This window comes from Trabulsiella odontotermitis (genome assembly GCF_030053895.1).
GTDB classification, from domain to species: domain Bacteria; phylum Pseudomonadota; class Gammaproteobacteria; order Enterobacterales; family Enterobacteriaceae; genus Trabulsiella; species Trabulsiella odontotermitis_C.
In genome coordinates this window covers 1,473,228-1,488,741 of sequence record NZ_CP125781.1, presented here as the reverse complement: position 1 = coordinate 1,488,741, position 15,514 = coordinate 1,473,228, and the positions used below count along the sequence as shown (strand labels likewise).

The 15,514-nt window shown below is 55.9% G+C and carries 14 protein-coding genes; 7 read left to right on the top strand and 7 right to left on the bottom strand.

The features are described from left to right. Nucleotides 1–3: 3 nt before the first annotated feature. Genes napA through napF form a run of 3 tightly spaced genes read right to left on the bottom strand, consistent with a single transcriptional unit; the run spans nucleotide 4 to nucleotide 3,231 of the window. Nucleotides 4–2,490 (bottom strand): nitrate reductase catalytic subunit NapA, encoded by a 2,487-nt coding sequence (gene napA / locus QMG90_RS07140; RefSeq protein WP_283283163.1) that lies wholly within the window; start codon nucleotides 2,488–2,490, stop codon nucleotides 4–6. Then, on the bottom strand, nucleotides 2,487–2,750 hold the full coding sequence (napD, locus tag QMG90_RS07135) for a chaperone NapD (protein ID WP_038156834.1): 264 nt from the start codon (nucleotides 2,748–2,750) through the stop codon (nucleotides 2,487–2,489). The genes napA and napD overlap by 4 nt, the downstream gene beginning before the upstream one ends. A 4-nt stretch (nucleotides 2,751–2,754) precedes the next feature. After that, nucleotides 2,755–3,231, bottom strand: coding sequence for a ferredoxin-type protein NapF (napF, locus tag QMG90_RS07130; RefSeq protein WP_283283162.1), 477 nt, complete (start codon nucleotides 3,229–3,231; stop codon nucleotides 2,755–2,757). Nucleotides 3,232–3,558: 327 nt separating this feature from the next. Here napF and QMG90_RS07125 point away from each other — a divergent pair, with 327 nt between their 5' ends. Beyond that, nucleotides 3,559–4,098: a hypothetical protein gene (locus QMG90_RS07125; protein WP_283283161.1), complete on the top strand. Its 540-nt coding sequence runs from the start codon at nucleotides 3,559–3,561 to the stop codon at nucleotides 4,096–4,098. A gap of 10 nt (nucleotides 4,099–4,108) precedes the next feature. Here the strand turns inward: QMG90_RS07125 and cynR are convergent, their stop codons facing one another. Then, nucleotides 4,109–5,011 (bottom strand): transcriptional regulator CynR, encoded by a 903-nt coding sequence (cynR, locus tag QMG90_RS07120; protein WP_283283904.1) that lies wholly within the window; start codon nucleotides 5,009–5,011, stop codon nucleotides 4,109–4,111. 131 nt (nucleotides 5,012–5,142) lie between these two features. Between cynR and QMG90_RS07115 the strand changes: the two genes are divergently transcribed. The 3 genes from QMG90_RS07115 to ypdK all read left to right on the top strand — a co-directional run bounded on the left by QMG90_RS07115 (nucleotide 5,143) and on the right by ypdK (nucleotide 7,182). After that, on the top strand, nucleotides 5,143–5,601 hold the full coding sequence (locus QMG90_RS07115; protein WP_283283160.1) for a nucleoside deaminase: 459 nt from the start codon (nucleotides 5,143–5,145) through the stop codon (nucleotides 5,599–5,601). Nucleotides 5,602–5,624: 23 nt separating this feature from the next. Beyond that, entirely contained in the window at nucleotides 5,625–6,779 is a 1,155-nt protein-coding gene (locus QMG90_RS07110; RefSeq protein ID WP_283283903.1) for a cyanate transporter, read from the top strand. Nucleotides 6,780–7,110: 331 nt separating this feature from the next. Further along, the gene (ypdK, locus tag QMG90_RS07105; RefSeq protein ID WP_010723117.1) at nucleotides 7,111–7,182 is read left to right on the top strand and encodes a membrane protein YpdK; all 72 of its coding nucleotides are present in this window, start codon (nucleotides 7,111–7,113) and stop codon (nucleotides 7,180–7,182) included. Between the two features lie 52 nt (nucleotides 7,183–7,234). On the opposite strand, the gene alaC is transcribed toward ypdK, so the two are convergent. Beyond that, nucleotides 7,235–8,473 (bottom strand): alanine transaminase, encoded by a 1,239-nt coding sequence (gene alaC, locus QMG90_RS07100; RefSeq protein WP_283283159.1) that lies wholly within the window; start codon nucleotides 8,471–8,473, stop codon nucleotides 7,235–7,237. Nucleotides 8,474–8,865: 392 nt separating this feature from the next. Between alaC and QMG90_RS07095 the strand changes: the two genes are divergently transcribed. Then, nucleotides 8,866–10,563, top strand: coding sequence for a sensor histidine kinase (locus tag QMG90_RS07095; RefSeq protein WP_283283158.1), 1,698 nt, complete (start codon nucleotides 8,866–8,868; stop codon nucleotides 10,561–10,563). A 12-nt stretch (nucleotides 10,564–10,575) separates the two neighbouring features. Further along, complete coding sequence (locus QMG90_RS07090) at nucleotides 10,576–11,304, top strand: LytR/AlgR family response regulator transcription factor (RefSeq protein ID WP_283283157.1); 729 nt, start codon at nucleotides 10,576–10,578, stop codon at nucleotides 11,302–11,304. A 37-nt stretch (nucleotides 11,305–11,341) separates the two neighbouring features. Here QMG90_RS07090 and glk read toward each other — a convergent pair whose 3' ends face one another. Next, nucleotides 11,342–12,307, bottom strand: a complete 966-nt coding sequence (gene glk, locus QMG90_RS07085) for a glucokinase (protein WP_283283156.1) — start codon at nucleotides 12,305–12,307, stop codon at nucleotides 11,342–11,344. 204 nt (nucleotides 12,308–12,511) lie between these two features. On the opposite strand from glk, the gene QMG90_RS07080 reads away from it, so the two are divergent. After that, complete coding sequence (locus tag QMG90_RS07080; RefSeq protein WP_283283155.1) at nucleotides 12,512–13,744, top strand: ion channel protein; 1,233 nt, start codon at nucleotides 12,512–12,514, stop codon at nucleotides 13,742–13,744. Here the strand turns inward: QMG90_RS07080 and QMG90_RS07075 are convergent, their stop codons facing one another. After that, the gene (locus QMG90_RS07075) at nucleotides 13,745–15,406 is read right to left on the bottom strand and encodes an alpha-keto acid decarboxylase family protein (protein WP_283283154.1); all 1,662 of its coding nucleotides are present in this window, start codon (nucleotides 15,404–15,406) and stop codon (nucleotides 13,745–13,747) included. It lies immediately after the preceding gene. Nucleotides 15,407–15,514: the final 108 nt, after the last annotated feature.

Genomic DNA, 15,514 nt, shown 5'->3' with positions numbered 1-15,514 from the left:
ACGTTACACCTTTGCCAGTTTAACGGCGCACTTCTTGTAATCCGTCTCTTTCGAAATCGGATCTGTCGCATCCAGCGTCAGTGCGTTGGTCAGCTGTGCGGCATCAAAGAACGCCATATACACGAGACCCTGCGGCGTACGGTTACGACCGCGCGTCTCGACGATGGAGACCACCTCGCCACGGCGGGAGATCACTTTCACCTTGTCGCCACGACGCAGATTGCGTGACTTCGCATCCTGTGGGTGCATAAATACGACGCCTTCCGGGAAGGCACGGTGCAGTTCCTCAACACGGCGAGTCATACTGCCGGTATGCCAGTGCTCCAGCACGCGCCCGGTGGACAGCCACAGATCGTATTCGCTGTCCGGGGCTTCTGCAGCCGGCTCATACGGCAGGGCGAAAATCGTCGCTTTGCCATCCGGCTTACCGTAGAACTTGTAGCTCTCGCCCGCTTTCACGTAAGGATCGTTACCTTCGCTGTAACGCCACAACGTCTCTTTGCCGTTGATAACCGGCCAGCGCAGACCGCGCGCTTTGTGGTAGTCATCGAACGGCGCCAGATCATGGGCATGACCGCGGCCGAAAGCGGCGTATTCTTCGAACAGCCCTTTTTGCAGGTAGAAACCGACGTCATGGGACTCGTCGTTAAGCTGTCCTTCCGCCAGCTCGGAGAGCGGGAATTTGGTGGTTTCGGCATTAGCGAACAGCACATCAAACAGCGTTTTGCCACGCAGTTCAGGTTTCTTCGCCAGTAACTCTTCGCTCCATACCTCTTCGGTTTTGAAACGACGAGCAAACTGGACAATCTGCCACAGGTCGGATTTTGCCTCGCCCGGCGCTTTGATCTGCTGACGCCAGAACTGAGTACGACGCTCGGCGTTACCGTAGGCGCCTTCTTTCTCTACCCACATGGCGGTCGGCAGGATCAGGTCCGCGGCCAGCGCACTTACCGTCGGATACGGATCGGAAACGATCACGAAGTTACGCGGATCGCGCCAGCCCGGCATACGCTCCTGATTGATGTTCGGTCCGGCCTGCATGTTATTGGTGCACATGGTCCAGTAGACGTTCAGCTTGCCGTCTTTCAGCGCGCGATCCTGCGCCACCGCGTGCAGACCGATTTTCGGCGGAATGGTCCCTGCCGGAATGTTCCATTGCTTCTCGGTGACATCGCGGTGTTTCTCATTGGTTACCACCATGTCTGCTGGCAGACGGTGGGCGAAAGTCCCGACTTCACGCGCTGTACCGCAGGCGGAAGGCTGGCCGGTCAGTGAGAATGGCCCGCAACCCGGCTGAGAGATTTTGCCGGTCAGCAGGTGCAGGTTGTAAACGAGGTTGTTGGCCCAGACGCCACGCGTATGCTGATTGAAACCCATCGTCCAGTAGGAGATGACCTTTTTATTCGGGTCAGCGTAGAGCTGCGCCAGTTTTTCCAGTTGATCGGCTGGCACACCGGACATCTGCACGGTTTTCTCGAGGGTGTACTCCGCCACAAACGCTTTGTACTCCTCAAACGTCATCGGCTCAGAGGTATCGGCGCCCGGGTTTTTCGCTTTCTGCTCCAGCGGATGATTCGGACGCAGACCATAGCCGATATCCGTCGTCCCTTTGCGCAGGGTGACATGTTTGTCGAGGAAATCCTGGTTAACCGCATTGTTCTGAATCAGATAGTTGGCAATGTAGTTGAGGATCACGAGGTCGCTTTGCGGCGTGAAGACCATGCCGTTGTCGGCCAGCTCAAAGCTGCGGTGCTGGAAGGTTGAAAGGACGGCAACCGTGACGTCAGGATCGGACAGACGGCGGTTGGTGATGCGCGACCACAGGATCGGGTGCATCTCCGCCATGTTCGAACCCCAGAGCACAAACGCGTCGGCATGTTCGATATCATCGTAACAGCCCATCGGTTCGTCCATGCCGAAGGTACGCATAAAACCCACCACCGCGGACGCCATACAATGACGGGCGTTAGGATCGAGGTTGTTGGAACGGAAACCGGCTTTGAACAGCTTCGCCGCGGCGTAGCCTTCCCAGATGGTCCACTGACCGGAACCAAACATGCCGATCGATTCAGGGCCTTTATCCTTCAGCGCGGTTTTAAACTTCTCTTCCATGATGTCAAAGGCTTGTTCCCAGCTGATCGGGGTGAATTCGCCTTCTTTGTTGAATTTACCGTCGGTCATGCGCAGCAGCGGCTGCGTCAGACGGTCTTTTCCGTACATGATTTTGGGCAGGAAATAGCCCTTGATGCAGTTCAGCCCACGGTTAACCGGGGCATCCGGGTCACCCTGACAGGCGACGATACGGCCATTTTGCGTACCGACCAGCACACCACACCCCGTACCACAAAAACGGCATGGCGCCTTGTCCCATTTAATGGCTTCCTGTTGGCCCACCACAGCGCGCGCAACACCGGGGACGCTGAGACCGGCAGCCGCCGCAGCGGCCGCAACGGCGTTAGCTTTCATAAAGCTACGACGACTGAGTTTCATGGTGCTTCCTCACCTTGCTCATCCTGCTGGTGATATACCAGCGAAACCGCCAGCACGCCCTCTGTGTTGCGTACCGACTCGATAGTGTCTAACAGCATCTGGCTTTCCGTCGCTTCGACTACCACCACCAGATTGCCGCTTGCGACATCAAAAACTGCGACTTCACAACCAGGTAACCCGTTCAGCGTGTTGCTGATCTCAGGGACCTGCTGATTCTTTGCCTGAACCACGAGGCTACAAACCTGCCAGAGCGTTTCCATGGCTTTACTCCGCCGTTATTGCATTGACCGGACAACGGGTGACGCAGGCGCCACATCCACTGCACATTTCCTGATTTAATTGCGGTTGCCAGATGCCTCTCATCCCGGGACGAAAGACAATCGCCGATGCTTCACAGCTATCCTGACAGTGACGACAGTCGATGGACTGTTGCGCCAGACAGCGTTCTCCGATGGTTATCGAGAGTTCCCATGCCCTGGTGTGGCGCGGCAAAAAAAGAGATTCGGGACAGGCCTTCGCGCAGGCATAACAAAACGTGCATTCTCCGCGCGGGAAATCGATGGCGGGGTATCCCCCGGATCCACGGTGCAACACGCCGGTTTCGCAGTGCTCCACACAGCGGTCACAGCGCGTACACCGCGAGAGAAAATGCGCTTCTTCACCACTCCAGGGTGGACGGATGGCCTGGACGGCATTACGCCAGGATCCGGTTAGCATGCCGCGACGCGTGACATCAACCATGACGACTTCCTTGCAAGACTCAGGGAACGGGCAAAAACCCTTATATTTATTACGTACCCCTCTATTGCGTACGTTATGTGAGTAAGGGTGACAGGTGCATACCCCGATGGAGGTAAAACCCGTGGCGGGATCAAAAAGAGTTACGATTTGTTACACTCAGAGCGCGCAATAGCCTCTGCGCTGGTGCGATCACCGCAGATCTGATTTCGTACTGGCGCAACGATTTAAGATAAATTCTTGCAATATGGCTGATAAAGTGAGCATCTTTTTTCCGCCACTGTTCGTGGTTATGACAATGGATTTACTCACACTACAGGAAGTTAACTGATGAAAATCAACGCCATGTTTAGCGCACTGCTGGTCAGCTCTGCGCTGTTTCTCTCCGCTTGTGATAGCGCCGACACGACTGACAGCGATAACGCCACCAAAATCCTCGACGGCAAAGCCTCTATCGTGCTGCCGGAAGGCTTCGTGAAGATGCCTAAAGAATTGATGGACAAGAAATACACCAACCCGGGTCAGCGTCCGCAGGAAGCCTGGTACGTGGAAAGCGAAGGCGGCAAAGTGACGCTCGCGTTCGCCGTGACCGAAAACCGCGTGACGGAAGCGCTGCTCCCACAGGTGATGACCGCACTGAAAGCTCAAATGAGCACTTTTTCGCCAGTGGTGTCTGAGATGACTATCGACGGTAAAAAAATGGCTCGTCTGGAGATGACGACACCTGGCGTTGACGCGAAAATCTTCAACGTGATGCAGATTTCTTCTATGGACGGGAAAATGATGATCTCGACCTTTAACGCTACGGAAGATATCAAAGATAAATATGCTCAGGCCGGTAAAGATTCCCTCTCAACCCTGAAGTATTAATCTCACGCCCTTACCGGCGTTTCGGAGGAAGCGCGATGCTGTCCGCTTCCTCCAGCGCCATCGCCACAAACGCGCGCGCGGCAGCGGTCTGCCAGGCCCCCTTGCGCTGCATCAGTACTGCGGTTCTTTCCAGCAATGGCGGCATCAGCGAAACCGCGCTCAGATCGTCACTCTGCATAGCAATTGCCGCCGGTAACAGCGTCGATAATGGCGTCCGGCGAATCAGCGCCAATACGGCGTTTATCGAATTGGCTTCCATCACCACCTGCGGACGCAACCCCCTCTGACGGCAGTAGCGGTCAATCTGTTCGCGCGTGGCAAATTCCGCGCTCAGCAGAATCAGTTGTTCATCATTAAGCACACGCAACTCGACGGATTTTTGTTGCGCCAGCGGATGGTGACGGGCCACGACCAGAGCGAGCGTTTCGGTGAGCAGCGTCTGCGCGTCGATATCCGGTGAGTGCACCTCATCAAACGCGATACCGACATCCAGCTCATCATTGACCAGCAGCTCTTCAATTTTGTCCTGCGACATCTCCTGCAGTTGTAACGTCACATTGGGATAACGCGCGTAAAACGCAGCCACCAGCGGCCCGATGAAATAGGCCGTGAAGGTCGGCGTGACGGCGACCCGTAGCGAACCCCGACTTAAATCTTCGACATCATGAATTGCCCGTTTCCCCTCTTCCAGCGCCTGCAGCGCGTTTCGCGCATAGCGCAAATACACCTCGCCCGCATCGGTCAGACGGGTGTTGCGTCCGCTGCGATCAAATAACTGTACGCCGAGCAACGCCTCCAGCTGTTTGATCTGCTGTGACAGCGCCGGTTGCGAAACATGCAATGCCGCTGCCGCGCGGGTAAACCCCTGATGTTCGGCGACCGCGAGAAAGTAGTGAATATGGCGGAACAGCATGGACTCACCTATAAGTTTTTCCAATTGACTCTATCATAAATGAGTCTTTTACCTTATGTAACGATCCGCGTAGCCTGCTCGTTATTGTATAACGAGACAGCCTTTCCTTGATTCGACGACAGGAGTGAACGATGCCTTCTCATGATGACTATCTGCAACAGGCGCTGGCACTGGCAGAACACAATGTTGAGCAGGGAGGACGCCCGTTTGGCGCGGTAATTGTACGTAATGGTGAAGTGGTGGCGGAAGCCGTGAATACACTGCATCTTAACGAAGATCCCACCGGTCATGCGGAGCTGAACGGGATACGGGCGGTATCAGCCCGCTCAGGCAGCGCGGCACTGTGCGAATGTATCGTGTATGCCAGCGGACAACCCTGCCCGATGTGTCTGAGCGCGATGTACCTCACCGGCGTGCGGGAGGTCTATTTTGCCAACAGCAACAACGACGGTGAGCGCTTCAGCCTCTCTACTGCCGCCCTCTATCAACAGTTACAACTCCCCATTGAGCAGCAATCGCTGCCGGTTCATCATCTGCCGCAGGCAAACGGTGTTGCGCTGTACGCGCGGTGGGCACAAAAGCAGTCATGAATAAAACATTCCGTTTTGGCCTGATGCTGCTGGTTCTGGTGCTGATTGGTCTCAACATGCGGCCGCTGTTGACCTCCGTCGGGCCGCTGCTGCCGCAGTTGCGCGCCGCCAGTGGGATGAGTTTTACCGTCGCCGCCCTGCTCACCGCATTGCCGGTAGTGGCGATGGGCGGACTGGCGCTGGCGGGAAGCTGGATCAACAACCACATCAGCGAGCGCAACAGCGTGGCGTTGAGTCTGCTGATGGTGGTCGCGGGCGCGTTAATGCGCGAGCTGGCGCCGCAAAGCGTGCTGCTGCTGAGCAGTGCGTTGCTCGGCGGGATCGGCATCGGGATCATTCAGGTCGTCATGCCGACGGTCATCAAACGTCTTTTTCAGCGCCGTATGCCGCAAGTGATGGGGCTGTGGTCCGCCGCACTGATGGGCGGTGGCGGTCTGGGCGCTGCGCTAACGCCGTGGATCGCCGCGCACAGCGATGTCTGGCATCGGTCACTGGCGTGGTGGGCGTTACCTGCCGTGATTGCACTGATCGGCTGGTGGCCGCAAAGCAAATCGCTGACGCAGGAGGAACAAAAGGCCGCGTCCACCCGCGTCCGCATCACTATTCATCCCCGCGCGTGGACGCTGGGGCTCTATTTTGGTGTGATCAATGGCGGCTATGCGAGCCTGATCGCCTGGCTGCCGCCGTATTATATTCAGCTTGGTGCCAGCGCCCAGTTCAGCGGGACGCTGCTGGCGCTGATGACCGCCGGGCAAACCGCAGGAGCGCTGATCCTGCCGATGCTGGCACGCCATCAGGATCGCCGTAAGCTGTTGCTGTTCGCCCTCTGCCTGCAAATGATCGGTTTCTGCGGATTTATCGCCGTCCCGCTGCACATGTCCATTTTTTGGGCGGTCATCTGCGGCTTTGGGCTCGGCGGCGCGTTTCCGCTCTGCCTGGTGCTGGCGCTTGACCACTCCCCTCACCCGGTGATTGCCGGGCGGCTGGTCGCTTTTATGCAGGGCATTGGTTTTATCGTTGCCGGGCTTTCGCCGTATCTCTCCGGCGTACTGCGCACCATCAGCGGCAATTACCTTATGGACTGGACTTTTCACGCCGTTTGCGTGGCAGGGTTAATGCTGTTAACGCTGCGGTTTGTTCCCGCGCACTACCCGCAGGAATGGATTGAGAAAATCTGACAAACGCAGGCCGAAATACACGCTAAATCAATGAGGTAATTCGGCCCTTTTTTTGCCGTTTTGAAGCGTCGCTCGAATGCAATATATTACCCTGCGAAATTAATCTGTCGCCGAATCACGACAGTTGTAAGTCGCTAAAAATAAATAAAAAAATCTCTCTTGATACCCCTGATTTTTAGGCGTACATTAGCGCCGTCTGGAGCGAGATCGCACAGAATTCTGAGGTGGTGCCGCAGCAAAACCGGGAGTATTCCTAAATCTGTTTTGAGTCGGTGTCAGCTCTCTATAATCAGTCATTTGAGCGTATCAGTACGACGCGGAGTGGTGAGACGTGAAATATTTCTTTATGGGCATTTCTTTTATGGTCATCGTTTGGGCCGGTACCTTTGCCCTGATGATCTAAACTGAGCATAATGCGAAAAAAAACAGGAGCCATCTGGCTCCTGTTTGCGTTTTTATGACGCCTCTTCGGCTGACGTTTTCGCCGGTGCCGGTAACAGACCATCGGCGCGGAACATCGCTTTAATGCCCCTCACCGCCTGGCGAATACGATCGCGGTTTTCAATGAGCGCGAAGCGGACGTGCGTATCGCCGTAGTCACCAAAACCGATGCCGGGCGAAACACAGACTTTGGCCTCTTTCAGCAGCTTTTTGGCAAATTCCAGCGAACCCATTTCCGCGTACGGTTCCGGGATTTTCGCCCATACGTACATCGACGCTTTCGGCGTATCGACCATCCAGCCCGCCTCGTGCAAACCTTTCACCAGCACATCGCGGCGACGTTTATACTGCGCGGCAATATCGCGAACGCACTGTTGATCGCCTTCCAGTGCGGCGATGGCTGCCACCTGCAACGGCGTAAAGGTACCGTAATCATGGTAGCTCTTGATGCGCGCCAGCGCGTTAACCAGCACCGGGTTGCCGACCATAAAACCGATGCGCCAGCCCGCCATGTTGTAACTTTTCGACAGCGTGAAGAACTCCACGGCGACATCACGTGCCCCGGGCACCTGCATGATCGACGGCGCTTTCCAGCCATCGTAAACGATGTCAGCGTAAGCCAGATCGTGAACCACCAGCACGTCGTAGCGTTTCGCCAGCGCAACCACTTTCTCAAAGAAGTCGAGCTCAACGCACTGCGCCGTCGGGTTTGACGGGAAACCGAGGATCATCATCTTCGGTTTCGGGTAGCTTTCACGGATTGCGCGCTCCAGTTCGTTAAAAAAGTCGACGCCTTCCACCAGCGGTACCGAACGCACCTGCGCGCCAGCAATTACCGCGCCGTAAATGTGGATTGGATAACTGGGATTCGGCACCAGCACCGTATCACCATGGTCGAGCGTCGCCAGCATCAGATGCGCCAGCCCCTCTTTTGAGCCGATGGTGACAATCGCTTCGGTCTCAGGATCGATATCGACGTGATAGCGATCCTGATACCAGCGGGAAATCGCCCTACGCAGACGGGGAATGCCCCGGGACGTCGAGTAGCCGTGCGTATCCGGACGCTGCGCCACCGTGCAGAGTTTTTCGACGATATGCGGCGGTGTCGGGCCGTCCGGGTTGCCCATGCTGAAATCGATAATATCTTCGCCGCGCCGACGCGCAGCCATTTTCAGCTCGGCAGTAATATTGAAAACATACGGGGGGAGACGATCGATACGCGTAAAACGACGTTCAGGACTGAAGTCAGCCATAGATTCCTCGGAGTAACGTTAGCGCCCGGACCGTCCGAGCGACGCTGCCACGTGTGTGGCGTCTTTAGAAAATACGCTGAAAAATTTCCCGCTGTCGAGAGGGTGAACAAAAAATAATTGATATGCTGAAAAAAGGGGAACCTTCTCAGCCAGTAAAACAGCAATGATGTTCCGCAAATCGCCAAAATGATATTTTTAATTAACACAATAACATCAGCTTTTTTACTTCGATTTTTCGCGGTTGCCACGTTTTCCTTTCATGACGGAAACTCACTCGCAATCCCCTTTTAAATTTAAGGTTTTTCCGGTTTATGCGCCCGGTGCGGGATAGCTGGTCATTCCGCGCCAGGTTTTCTATCATAACCCTTCCCTGCGTTATCGATGGCACCTCCATGCACGAAATATTCACCATGCTGCTCGCGGTCTTTGATCGGGCAGCATTGATGCTGATCTGTCTGTTCTTCCTGATCCGCATCCGCCTGTTCCGCGAACTGCTGCACAAATCCGCCCATACGCCGAAAGAGCTGCTGGCTGTCACCGCCATTTTCTCGCTGTTTGCCCTGTTCAGCACCTGGTCCGGCGTGCCAGTGGAAGGGTCGCTGGTCAACGTGCGTATTATCGCGGTGATGTCCGGCGGCATCCTGTTCGGCCCCTGGGTAGGGGTGATCACCGGCCTGATTGCCGGGACGCACCGTTATCTTATCGACATCGGCGGCGTTACGGCGGTGCCCTGCTTTATCACCAGTATTCTTGCAGGCGTGCTATCTGGCTGGATCCATCGCCGTGTGGCGAAAGCGCAACACTGGAAGGCGGGGATCCTGGGCGGCATGCTGTGCGAATCATTAACCATGATCCTGGTGGTGGTGTGGGCGCCGACTACCACGCTTGGCATCGATATTGTTTCAAAAATCGGGATTCCGATGATCCTCGGCAGCGTCTGCATCGGGTTTATCGTCCTGCTGGTGCAGAGCGTGGAAGGCGAAAAAGAGGCCAGCGCCGCGCGCCAGGCCAAACTGGCGCTGGATATCGCCAACAAGACGCTGCCGCTGTTTCGCCATGTGAACAGCGAATCGCTGCGCCAGGTCTGCGATATTATTCGCCGCGATATCAATGCCGATGCCGTCGCCATTACGAATACCGAGCACGTGCTGGCCTATGTTGGCGTCGGGGAAACAAACTACCACAACAGCGACGACATCGTCAGTCCGACGACTCGCCAGGCGATCAGTAGCGGGAAAATCATTATTAAAAACAATGATGAAGCGCACCGCACCCCGGAAATACACTCGATGCTGGTGATCCCGTTGTGGGAGAAAGGCATTGTCACCGGCACGCTGAAAATTTATTACTGCCACGCGCACCAGATCACCTCGTCGTTGCAGGAGATGGCGATCGGCCTGTCGCAGATTATCTCCACGCAACTGGAGGTCTCCCGCGCCGAACAGTTACGCGAAATGGCAAATAAGGCAGAGCTGCGCGCGTTGCAAAGCAAGATAAATCCCCATTTCCTGTTTAACGCCCTCAATGCTATCTCGTCGTCGATTCGCCTGAACCCTGATACCGCCCGGCAGCTGATTTTCAATTTATCGCGCTATCTGCGCTATAACATTGAATTAAAAGACGATGAACAGATTGATATCAAGAAAGAGCTTTACCAGATAAAGGATTATATCGCGATAGAACAGGCGCGTTTTGGTGACAAACTGACGGTTATTTATGACATTGATGACGAGGTCAGTTGCGTGATCCCGAGCCTGCTGATCCAGCCGCTGGTGGAAAACGCCATCGTGCATGGTATTCAGCCCTGCAAAGGCAAAGGCGTGGTGACGATTAGCGTGACAGAGTGTGGTCATCGGGTGCGCATCAGCGTTCGCGACACCGGCAACGGCATTGACCCGGGCGTGGTGGAACGGGTGGAAGCCAACGAGATGCCGGGGAATAAAATCGGCCTGCTGAATGTGCATCATCGCGTGAAACTGCTGTATGGCGAAGGTTTACATATTCGTCGCCTGGAGCCAGGCACCGAGATTGCGTTTTATGTGCCGAACGCGCGTTCGCCTGTCGCGACACCTGCCCCGCTGTTACCCTGATCAGGAGTTCATATGAAAGTCATTATTGTTGAAGATGAATTCCTTGCGCAGCAGGAGCTGACCTGGCTTATCAAAGAACACAGCCAGATGGAAATTATCGGCACGTTCGACGACGGGCTGGACGTGCTGAAGTTTTTGCAGCACAACAAAGTGGACGCCATTTTCCTTGATATCAATATCCCCTCGCTGGACGGCGTATTGCTGGCGCAAAACATCAGCCAGTTTGCTCATAAGCCGTTTATCGTGTTTATCACCGCGTGGAAAGAGCATGCGGTGGAAGCCTTCGAACTGGAAGCTTTTGACTACATTCTGAAACCGTATCAGGAGTCGCGGATCATCAATATGCTGCAAAAGCTGGAAAACGCCTGGCAGCAACAGTCGGGCGCCAGTAGCCCCGGCGTGACGCGGGAAAACGACACCATCAACCTGATCAAAGACGAGAAGATTATCGTCACCAGCATCAACGATATTTATTACGCAGAAGCGCACGAGAAAATGACGTTTGTTTATACGAAGCGCGAAGCTTTCGTGATGCCGATGAATATCACCGAATTTTGCAGCAAACTGCCACCGTCACACTTTTTCCGCTGCCATCGATCCTTTTGCGTGAACCTGAATAAGATCCGCGAAATCGAACCGTGGTTTAACAACACCTACATTCTGCGCCTGCGGGATCTCGATTTTCAGGTGCCGGTCAGCCGCAGCAAAGTGAAAGAGTTTCGCCAGTTGATGCATCTGTGAGGAAACCCGGCGGGTCAGCGCCTGCCGGGCATTAAATTCAGAGGAACTGCCCGAGGATCTGACGCAGATGGGCGCCGGAACCGAGTAGCCCCGGGTTTTCGTGGACAATCAGGTAAACCGGAATGTCCTGCACGTAGGACTTAAAGCGCCCCTTGTCTTCAAAAGCGCCGCGAAAACCGGAGGCTTTGAAAAACTCCAGGAAGCGCGGCACAATCCCGCCCGCGATATACACTCCGCCGAAGGTGCCCAGCGTCAGCGCCAGGTTGCCGCCAAACCGCCCCATGATGACGCAGAACAGCGACAGCGCGCGACGGCAGTCGATGCAGCTGTCTTCCAGCGCTCGCTCGGTGACGTCTTTCGGTTGCAGGTTTTCCGGCAGACGACCGTCTGATTTCACAATCGCCCGGTAGAGATTGACCAGCCCCGGTCCGGAAAGCACGCGCTCGGCGGAAACGTGGCCAAGCTCCGCGCGCAATTCTTCAAGGATTATCCCCTCTTCTTCACTGTTCGGCGCAAAATCCACATGACCGCCTTCACCCGGCAGGCTGACCCAGCGTTTATCGACATGTACCAGATGCGCGACGCCCAGCCCGGTTCCTGCGCCAAATACTGCGACAGGTTTGCCGTCAACCGGCTCTGCGCCACCGAACTGGATCAGATTCTCTTTTTTCAGCATCGGAATAGCCATCGATACCGCCGTGAAATCGTTAATGATTTCAAGGTGTGAGAAACCGAGATTTTTTTTCATCTCCGCGATAGAAAAAGCCCAGGTATGGTTGGTCATCGCCACCCAGTCGCTGGTGATGGGGCACGCAATGGCGATACAGCCATCTTCGACCGCCACATCATGCTCTTTTAAATACACACGTACGACCGCTTCCAGACTGGGATAATCCAGCCCGGAATACGTTTTAGCCCGAGAAATCTCACCGCTGATCATATCGCACAGCGCCAGACGCGCATTGGTACCGCCAACATCACCCACTAACGCAAACTTTGTCATTCTGTTACTGCTCCGCTAAAGTCAGAATACTTTTCTGCAAACACTGTAAATTCATGACGCCAGAACGACAACGCCCGCCGCACAAGCGCCCCAGGATTATCGATCTGCGTCACAGATTACGTTTATCGTTTCAGCACCATTTGCACTGACGCCTCCCGTAAACGGGTGCACTGTGCTGTACACTGAAACTAAAAGGAAATCACCATGCTCCATCCGCGAGCCCGCACCATGTTGCTGCTCTCCCTGCCGGCATTAATTATTGGTATCGCATCCAGCCTGATTTTAGTCGCGGTGATGAAAGTTGCCGCGCTGGTACAGACCTTTCTCTGGCAATCACTGCCGCTGAGCCTCGGCATGGGTCTTGATTCCCGTGTCTGGATCGTGGTGATGCTGACGCTGACCGGGCTGGCGGTGGGTCTGGTGATCCGTTACAGCCCGGGGCATGCGGGATCTGATCCGGCGCTGGAGCCGCTGATCGGCGCACCAACTGGCACCGGACCGTTGCCAGGCTTGATCCTCGCGCTGATTATCGGTCTGGCGGGCGGCGTCAGCCTCGGACCGGAACACCCAATCATGTCGGTGAACATTGCGCTGGCAGTGGCCATTGGCGCGCGCGTATTCCCGCGCGTGAACACCCTCGACTGGACGATCCTCGCCGCCGCCGGCACCATCGGCGCGCTGTTTGGCACGCCGGTCGCCGCTGCATTGGTCTTTTCGCAAACCCTGAGTGGCAACGGTGATGCCCCGCTGTGGGATCGCCTGTTTGCGCCGCTTATCGCCGCAGCCGCTGGCGCGTTGACCACCAGTCTCTTTTTCATGCCTCATTTTTCACTGCCGATCCCCCATTACGGGCAGATGCGCATCGTGGATATCTTCAGCGGAGTCATCGTCGCCATTATCGCGATCGCCGTCGGGATGGTCGCCGTCTGGTGTCTGCCGCGTCTGCATACGCTGCTACATCGCCTGAAAAACCCGATCCTGATCCTCACGCTGGGCGGTTTTTTACTTGGCCTGCTGGGCGTGGTGGGCGGGCATATCACGTTGTTTAAGGGGCTGGATGAAATGCAGCAACTGGCGTTCAGCCAGACGCTGACCGCGTCCGATTTTATGCTCATTGCGATAGTAAAACTGGCGGCGCTGGTGGTTGCCGCTGCCAGTGGTTTTCGCGGTGGGCGCATTTTCCCGGCGGTGTTTGTCGCCGTCGCCCTTGGACTGATGCTGCATGCCCATGTGGATGCGGTTCCGGCAGCGATTACCGTCTCCTGCGCCATTCTGGGGCTGGTGCTGGTAGTGACGCGCGATGGCTGGCTCAGCCTGTTTATGGCCGCCGTCGTGGTGCCGGACACCACACTCCTGCCGCTGCTGTGCATCGTGATGCTTCCAGCCTGGCTGCTGCTGGCAGGAAAACCGGTAATGATGGCGCAGCGGCGCGAGTGATTATGCGGTCTGATTGCGCGCTTCGATGGACTGCGTGAGCACGCGGAGAAAATCCGGGATGTCCATTCGGGGCAGCATCACCTCCACCAGCGTTAACCGGTCGCGCTGTTCGCTGAGGGTTAACGCTTCTTTCAGTTGCACCGCCTGCGTGACGCGCCAGCATTGCGCCTGGCTGTCGAGATTGAGCGCCTGTGGCAGTTGCGTCCAGTTCCACAGCGAAATGTCGTTGTAGCGCTCTTCCGGCCCGTGAATGGCTCGCTCAACCGTGTAGCCTTCGTTGTTCAGCAGCAAAATCACCAGCCGCTGGTCGTCGCGCATCATTGAGCCTATCTCCTGAATCGTCAGTTGCGCGGCACCATCACCGATAATCAACACCACTCGCCTGTCCGGCGCGGCGGTCTGCGCGCCAAAAGCGGCGGGCAGCGTGAAGCCAATCGAGCCCCACAGCGGCTGGACAATCAGCGTCACATCCCGGGGAAGTTTCAGCGCGCCCACACCAAACGCCGATGTACCCTGATCAGCCAGCACGATATCTCCTGGCTGTAATTGTTCCTGTATCGTGCTCCAGAAATTTTTCTGCGTCAGGTCGCCCTGTTTCTCTTTGGCGATCGGGCGGCTGGAATAGTGCGGCGATACCCATTGCGACGCCAGTGAGGCGGTGACCTCAATCAGCGCCGGTAGCGCCTGGTGCATCGGCAGACCGCTGAACCAGCGATTGCCAATCCGGGCTGCAAACGGCTGCAGATCGATGGTTTTTTCGGTGTTGATTTGATGCGTAAAACCAACGGTCAGGGTATCAGTGAAACGTGTACCGACGCAGATCAGCGTTTCAGCGCTTTCTACAATTTCACGGGTTTGTTTATCGCTGGCAACACCGCTGTAAGTGCCAATAAATGCCGGATGTTGCTCGTTAAAAAGCCCTTTGCCCATCAGCATGGTGGCATGCGGCAGCGGCTGTGATTCCACCCATGCCTGGAGCTGTTGTTGCAGACCAAAACGCTGGGCGAGGAAATCGGCCAGCAACACAACGCGGCGGCTGGTGCTTAACAGGCGGTGTGCCTGCTCTTTGAATTCGGCCAGTTGATTGTCATCCACTGTCGACGACTCAACGGCCAGCGGACAACCCGGCGGCGACGTCGGCGCGTTGGCGACATCGGCAGGTAGCATCAGGTAGGCAGGACGCCGGTGGGCAATCATCTCCTGTAATACCCTGTCGATTTCCCGGCAGGCATTATCGGCGGTCAGTTGCGCCTGTGCGCAGCTCACCGGCCCGCTCATTTCATAAAAATGGCTAAAGTTTCCGTCACCGAGCGTATGGTGCAATAATTCACCGCGCTGCTGTGACGACGTCCGCGGCGCGCCGACGATATGCAGCACCGGGACATACTCGGCAAAACTGCCTGCGGTGCCGTTGATGGCGCTCAGCTCACCAACACCATAAGTGGTTAACAGGGCGCCAGCTCCCTGAATACGGGCATAACCGTCGGCAGCGTAGGCGGCGTTCAGCTCGTTGGCACAACCGACCCAACACACAGCATCATGCGCGATGACATGATCGAGGAACTGCAGATTGTAATCGCCAGGGACACCAAACAGGTGGTCGATGCCCAGCGCAGAGAGACGATCCAGTAAATAATCACCAATGGTGTAAGTCAGTTGCATAGCGTCACTACCTCCTCTGTTAAGATAAATTTGAGTATTAGAGAAGCGCTAATGCTGTCCAGGATGTATCGGAGAAAGCCCGTGGAACGTCAGCTTTACGAATAACAG

Bases quoted from the DNA above. Each gene is read 5' to 3' on its own strand.
- napA (WP_283283163.1), bottom strand. From the start codon at position 2,490: ATGAAACTCAGTCGTCGTAGCTTTATGAAAGCTAACGCCGTTGCGGCC.
- napD (WP_038156834.1), bottom strand. From the start codon at position 2,750: ATGGAAACGCTCTGGCAGGTTTGTAGCCTCGTGGTTCAGGCAAAGAAT.
- napF (WP_283283162.1), bottom strand. From the start codon at position 3,231: ATGGTTGATGTCACGCGTCGCGGCATGCTAACCGGATCCTGGCGTAAT.
- QMG90_RS07125 (WP_283283161.1), top strand. From the start codon at position 3,559: ATGAAAATCAACGCCATGTTTAGCGCACTGCTGGTCAGCTCTGCGCTG.
- cynR (WP_283283904.1), bottom strand. From the start codon at position 5,011: ATGCTGTTCCGCCATATTCACTACTTTCTCGCGGTCGCCGAACATCAG.
- QMG90_RS07115 (WP_283283160.1), top strand. From the start codon at position 5,143: ATGCCTTCTCATGATGACTATCTGCAACAGGCGCTGGCACTGGCAGAA.
- QMG90_RS07110 (WP_283283903.1), top strand. From the start codon at position 5,625: ATGCTGCTGGTTCTGGTGCTGATTGGTCTCAACATGCGGCCGCTGTTG.
- alaC (WP_283283159.1), bottom strand. From the start codon at position 8,473: ATGGCTGACTTCAGTCCTGAACGTCGTTTTACGCGTATCGATCGTCTC.
- QMG90_RS07095 (WP_283283158.1), top strand. From the start codon at position 8,866: ATGCACGAAATATTCACCATGCTGCTCGCGGTCTTTGATCGGGCAGCA.
- QMG90_RS07090 (WP_283283157.1), top strand. From the start codon at position 10,576: ATGAAAGTCATTATTGTTGAAGATGAATTCCTTGCGCAGCAGGAGCTG.
- glk (WP_283283156.1), bottom strand. From the start codon at position 12,307: ATGACAAAGTTTGCGTTAGTGGGTGATGTTGGCGGTACCAATGCGCGT.
- QMG90_RS07080 (WP_283283155.1), top strand. From the start codon at position 12,512: ATGCTCCATCCGCGAGCCCGCACCATGTTGCTGCTCTCCCTGCCGGCA.
- QMG90_RS07075 (WP_283283154.1), bottom strand. From the start codon at position 15,406: ATGCAACTGACTTACACCATTGGTGATTATTTACTGGATCGTCTCTCT.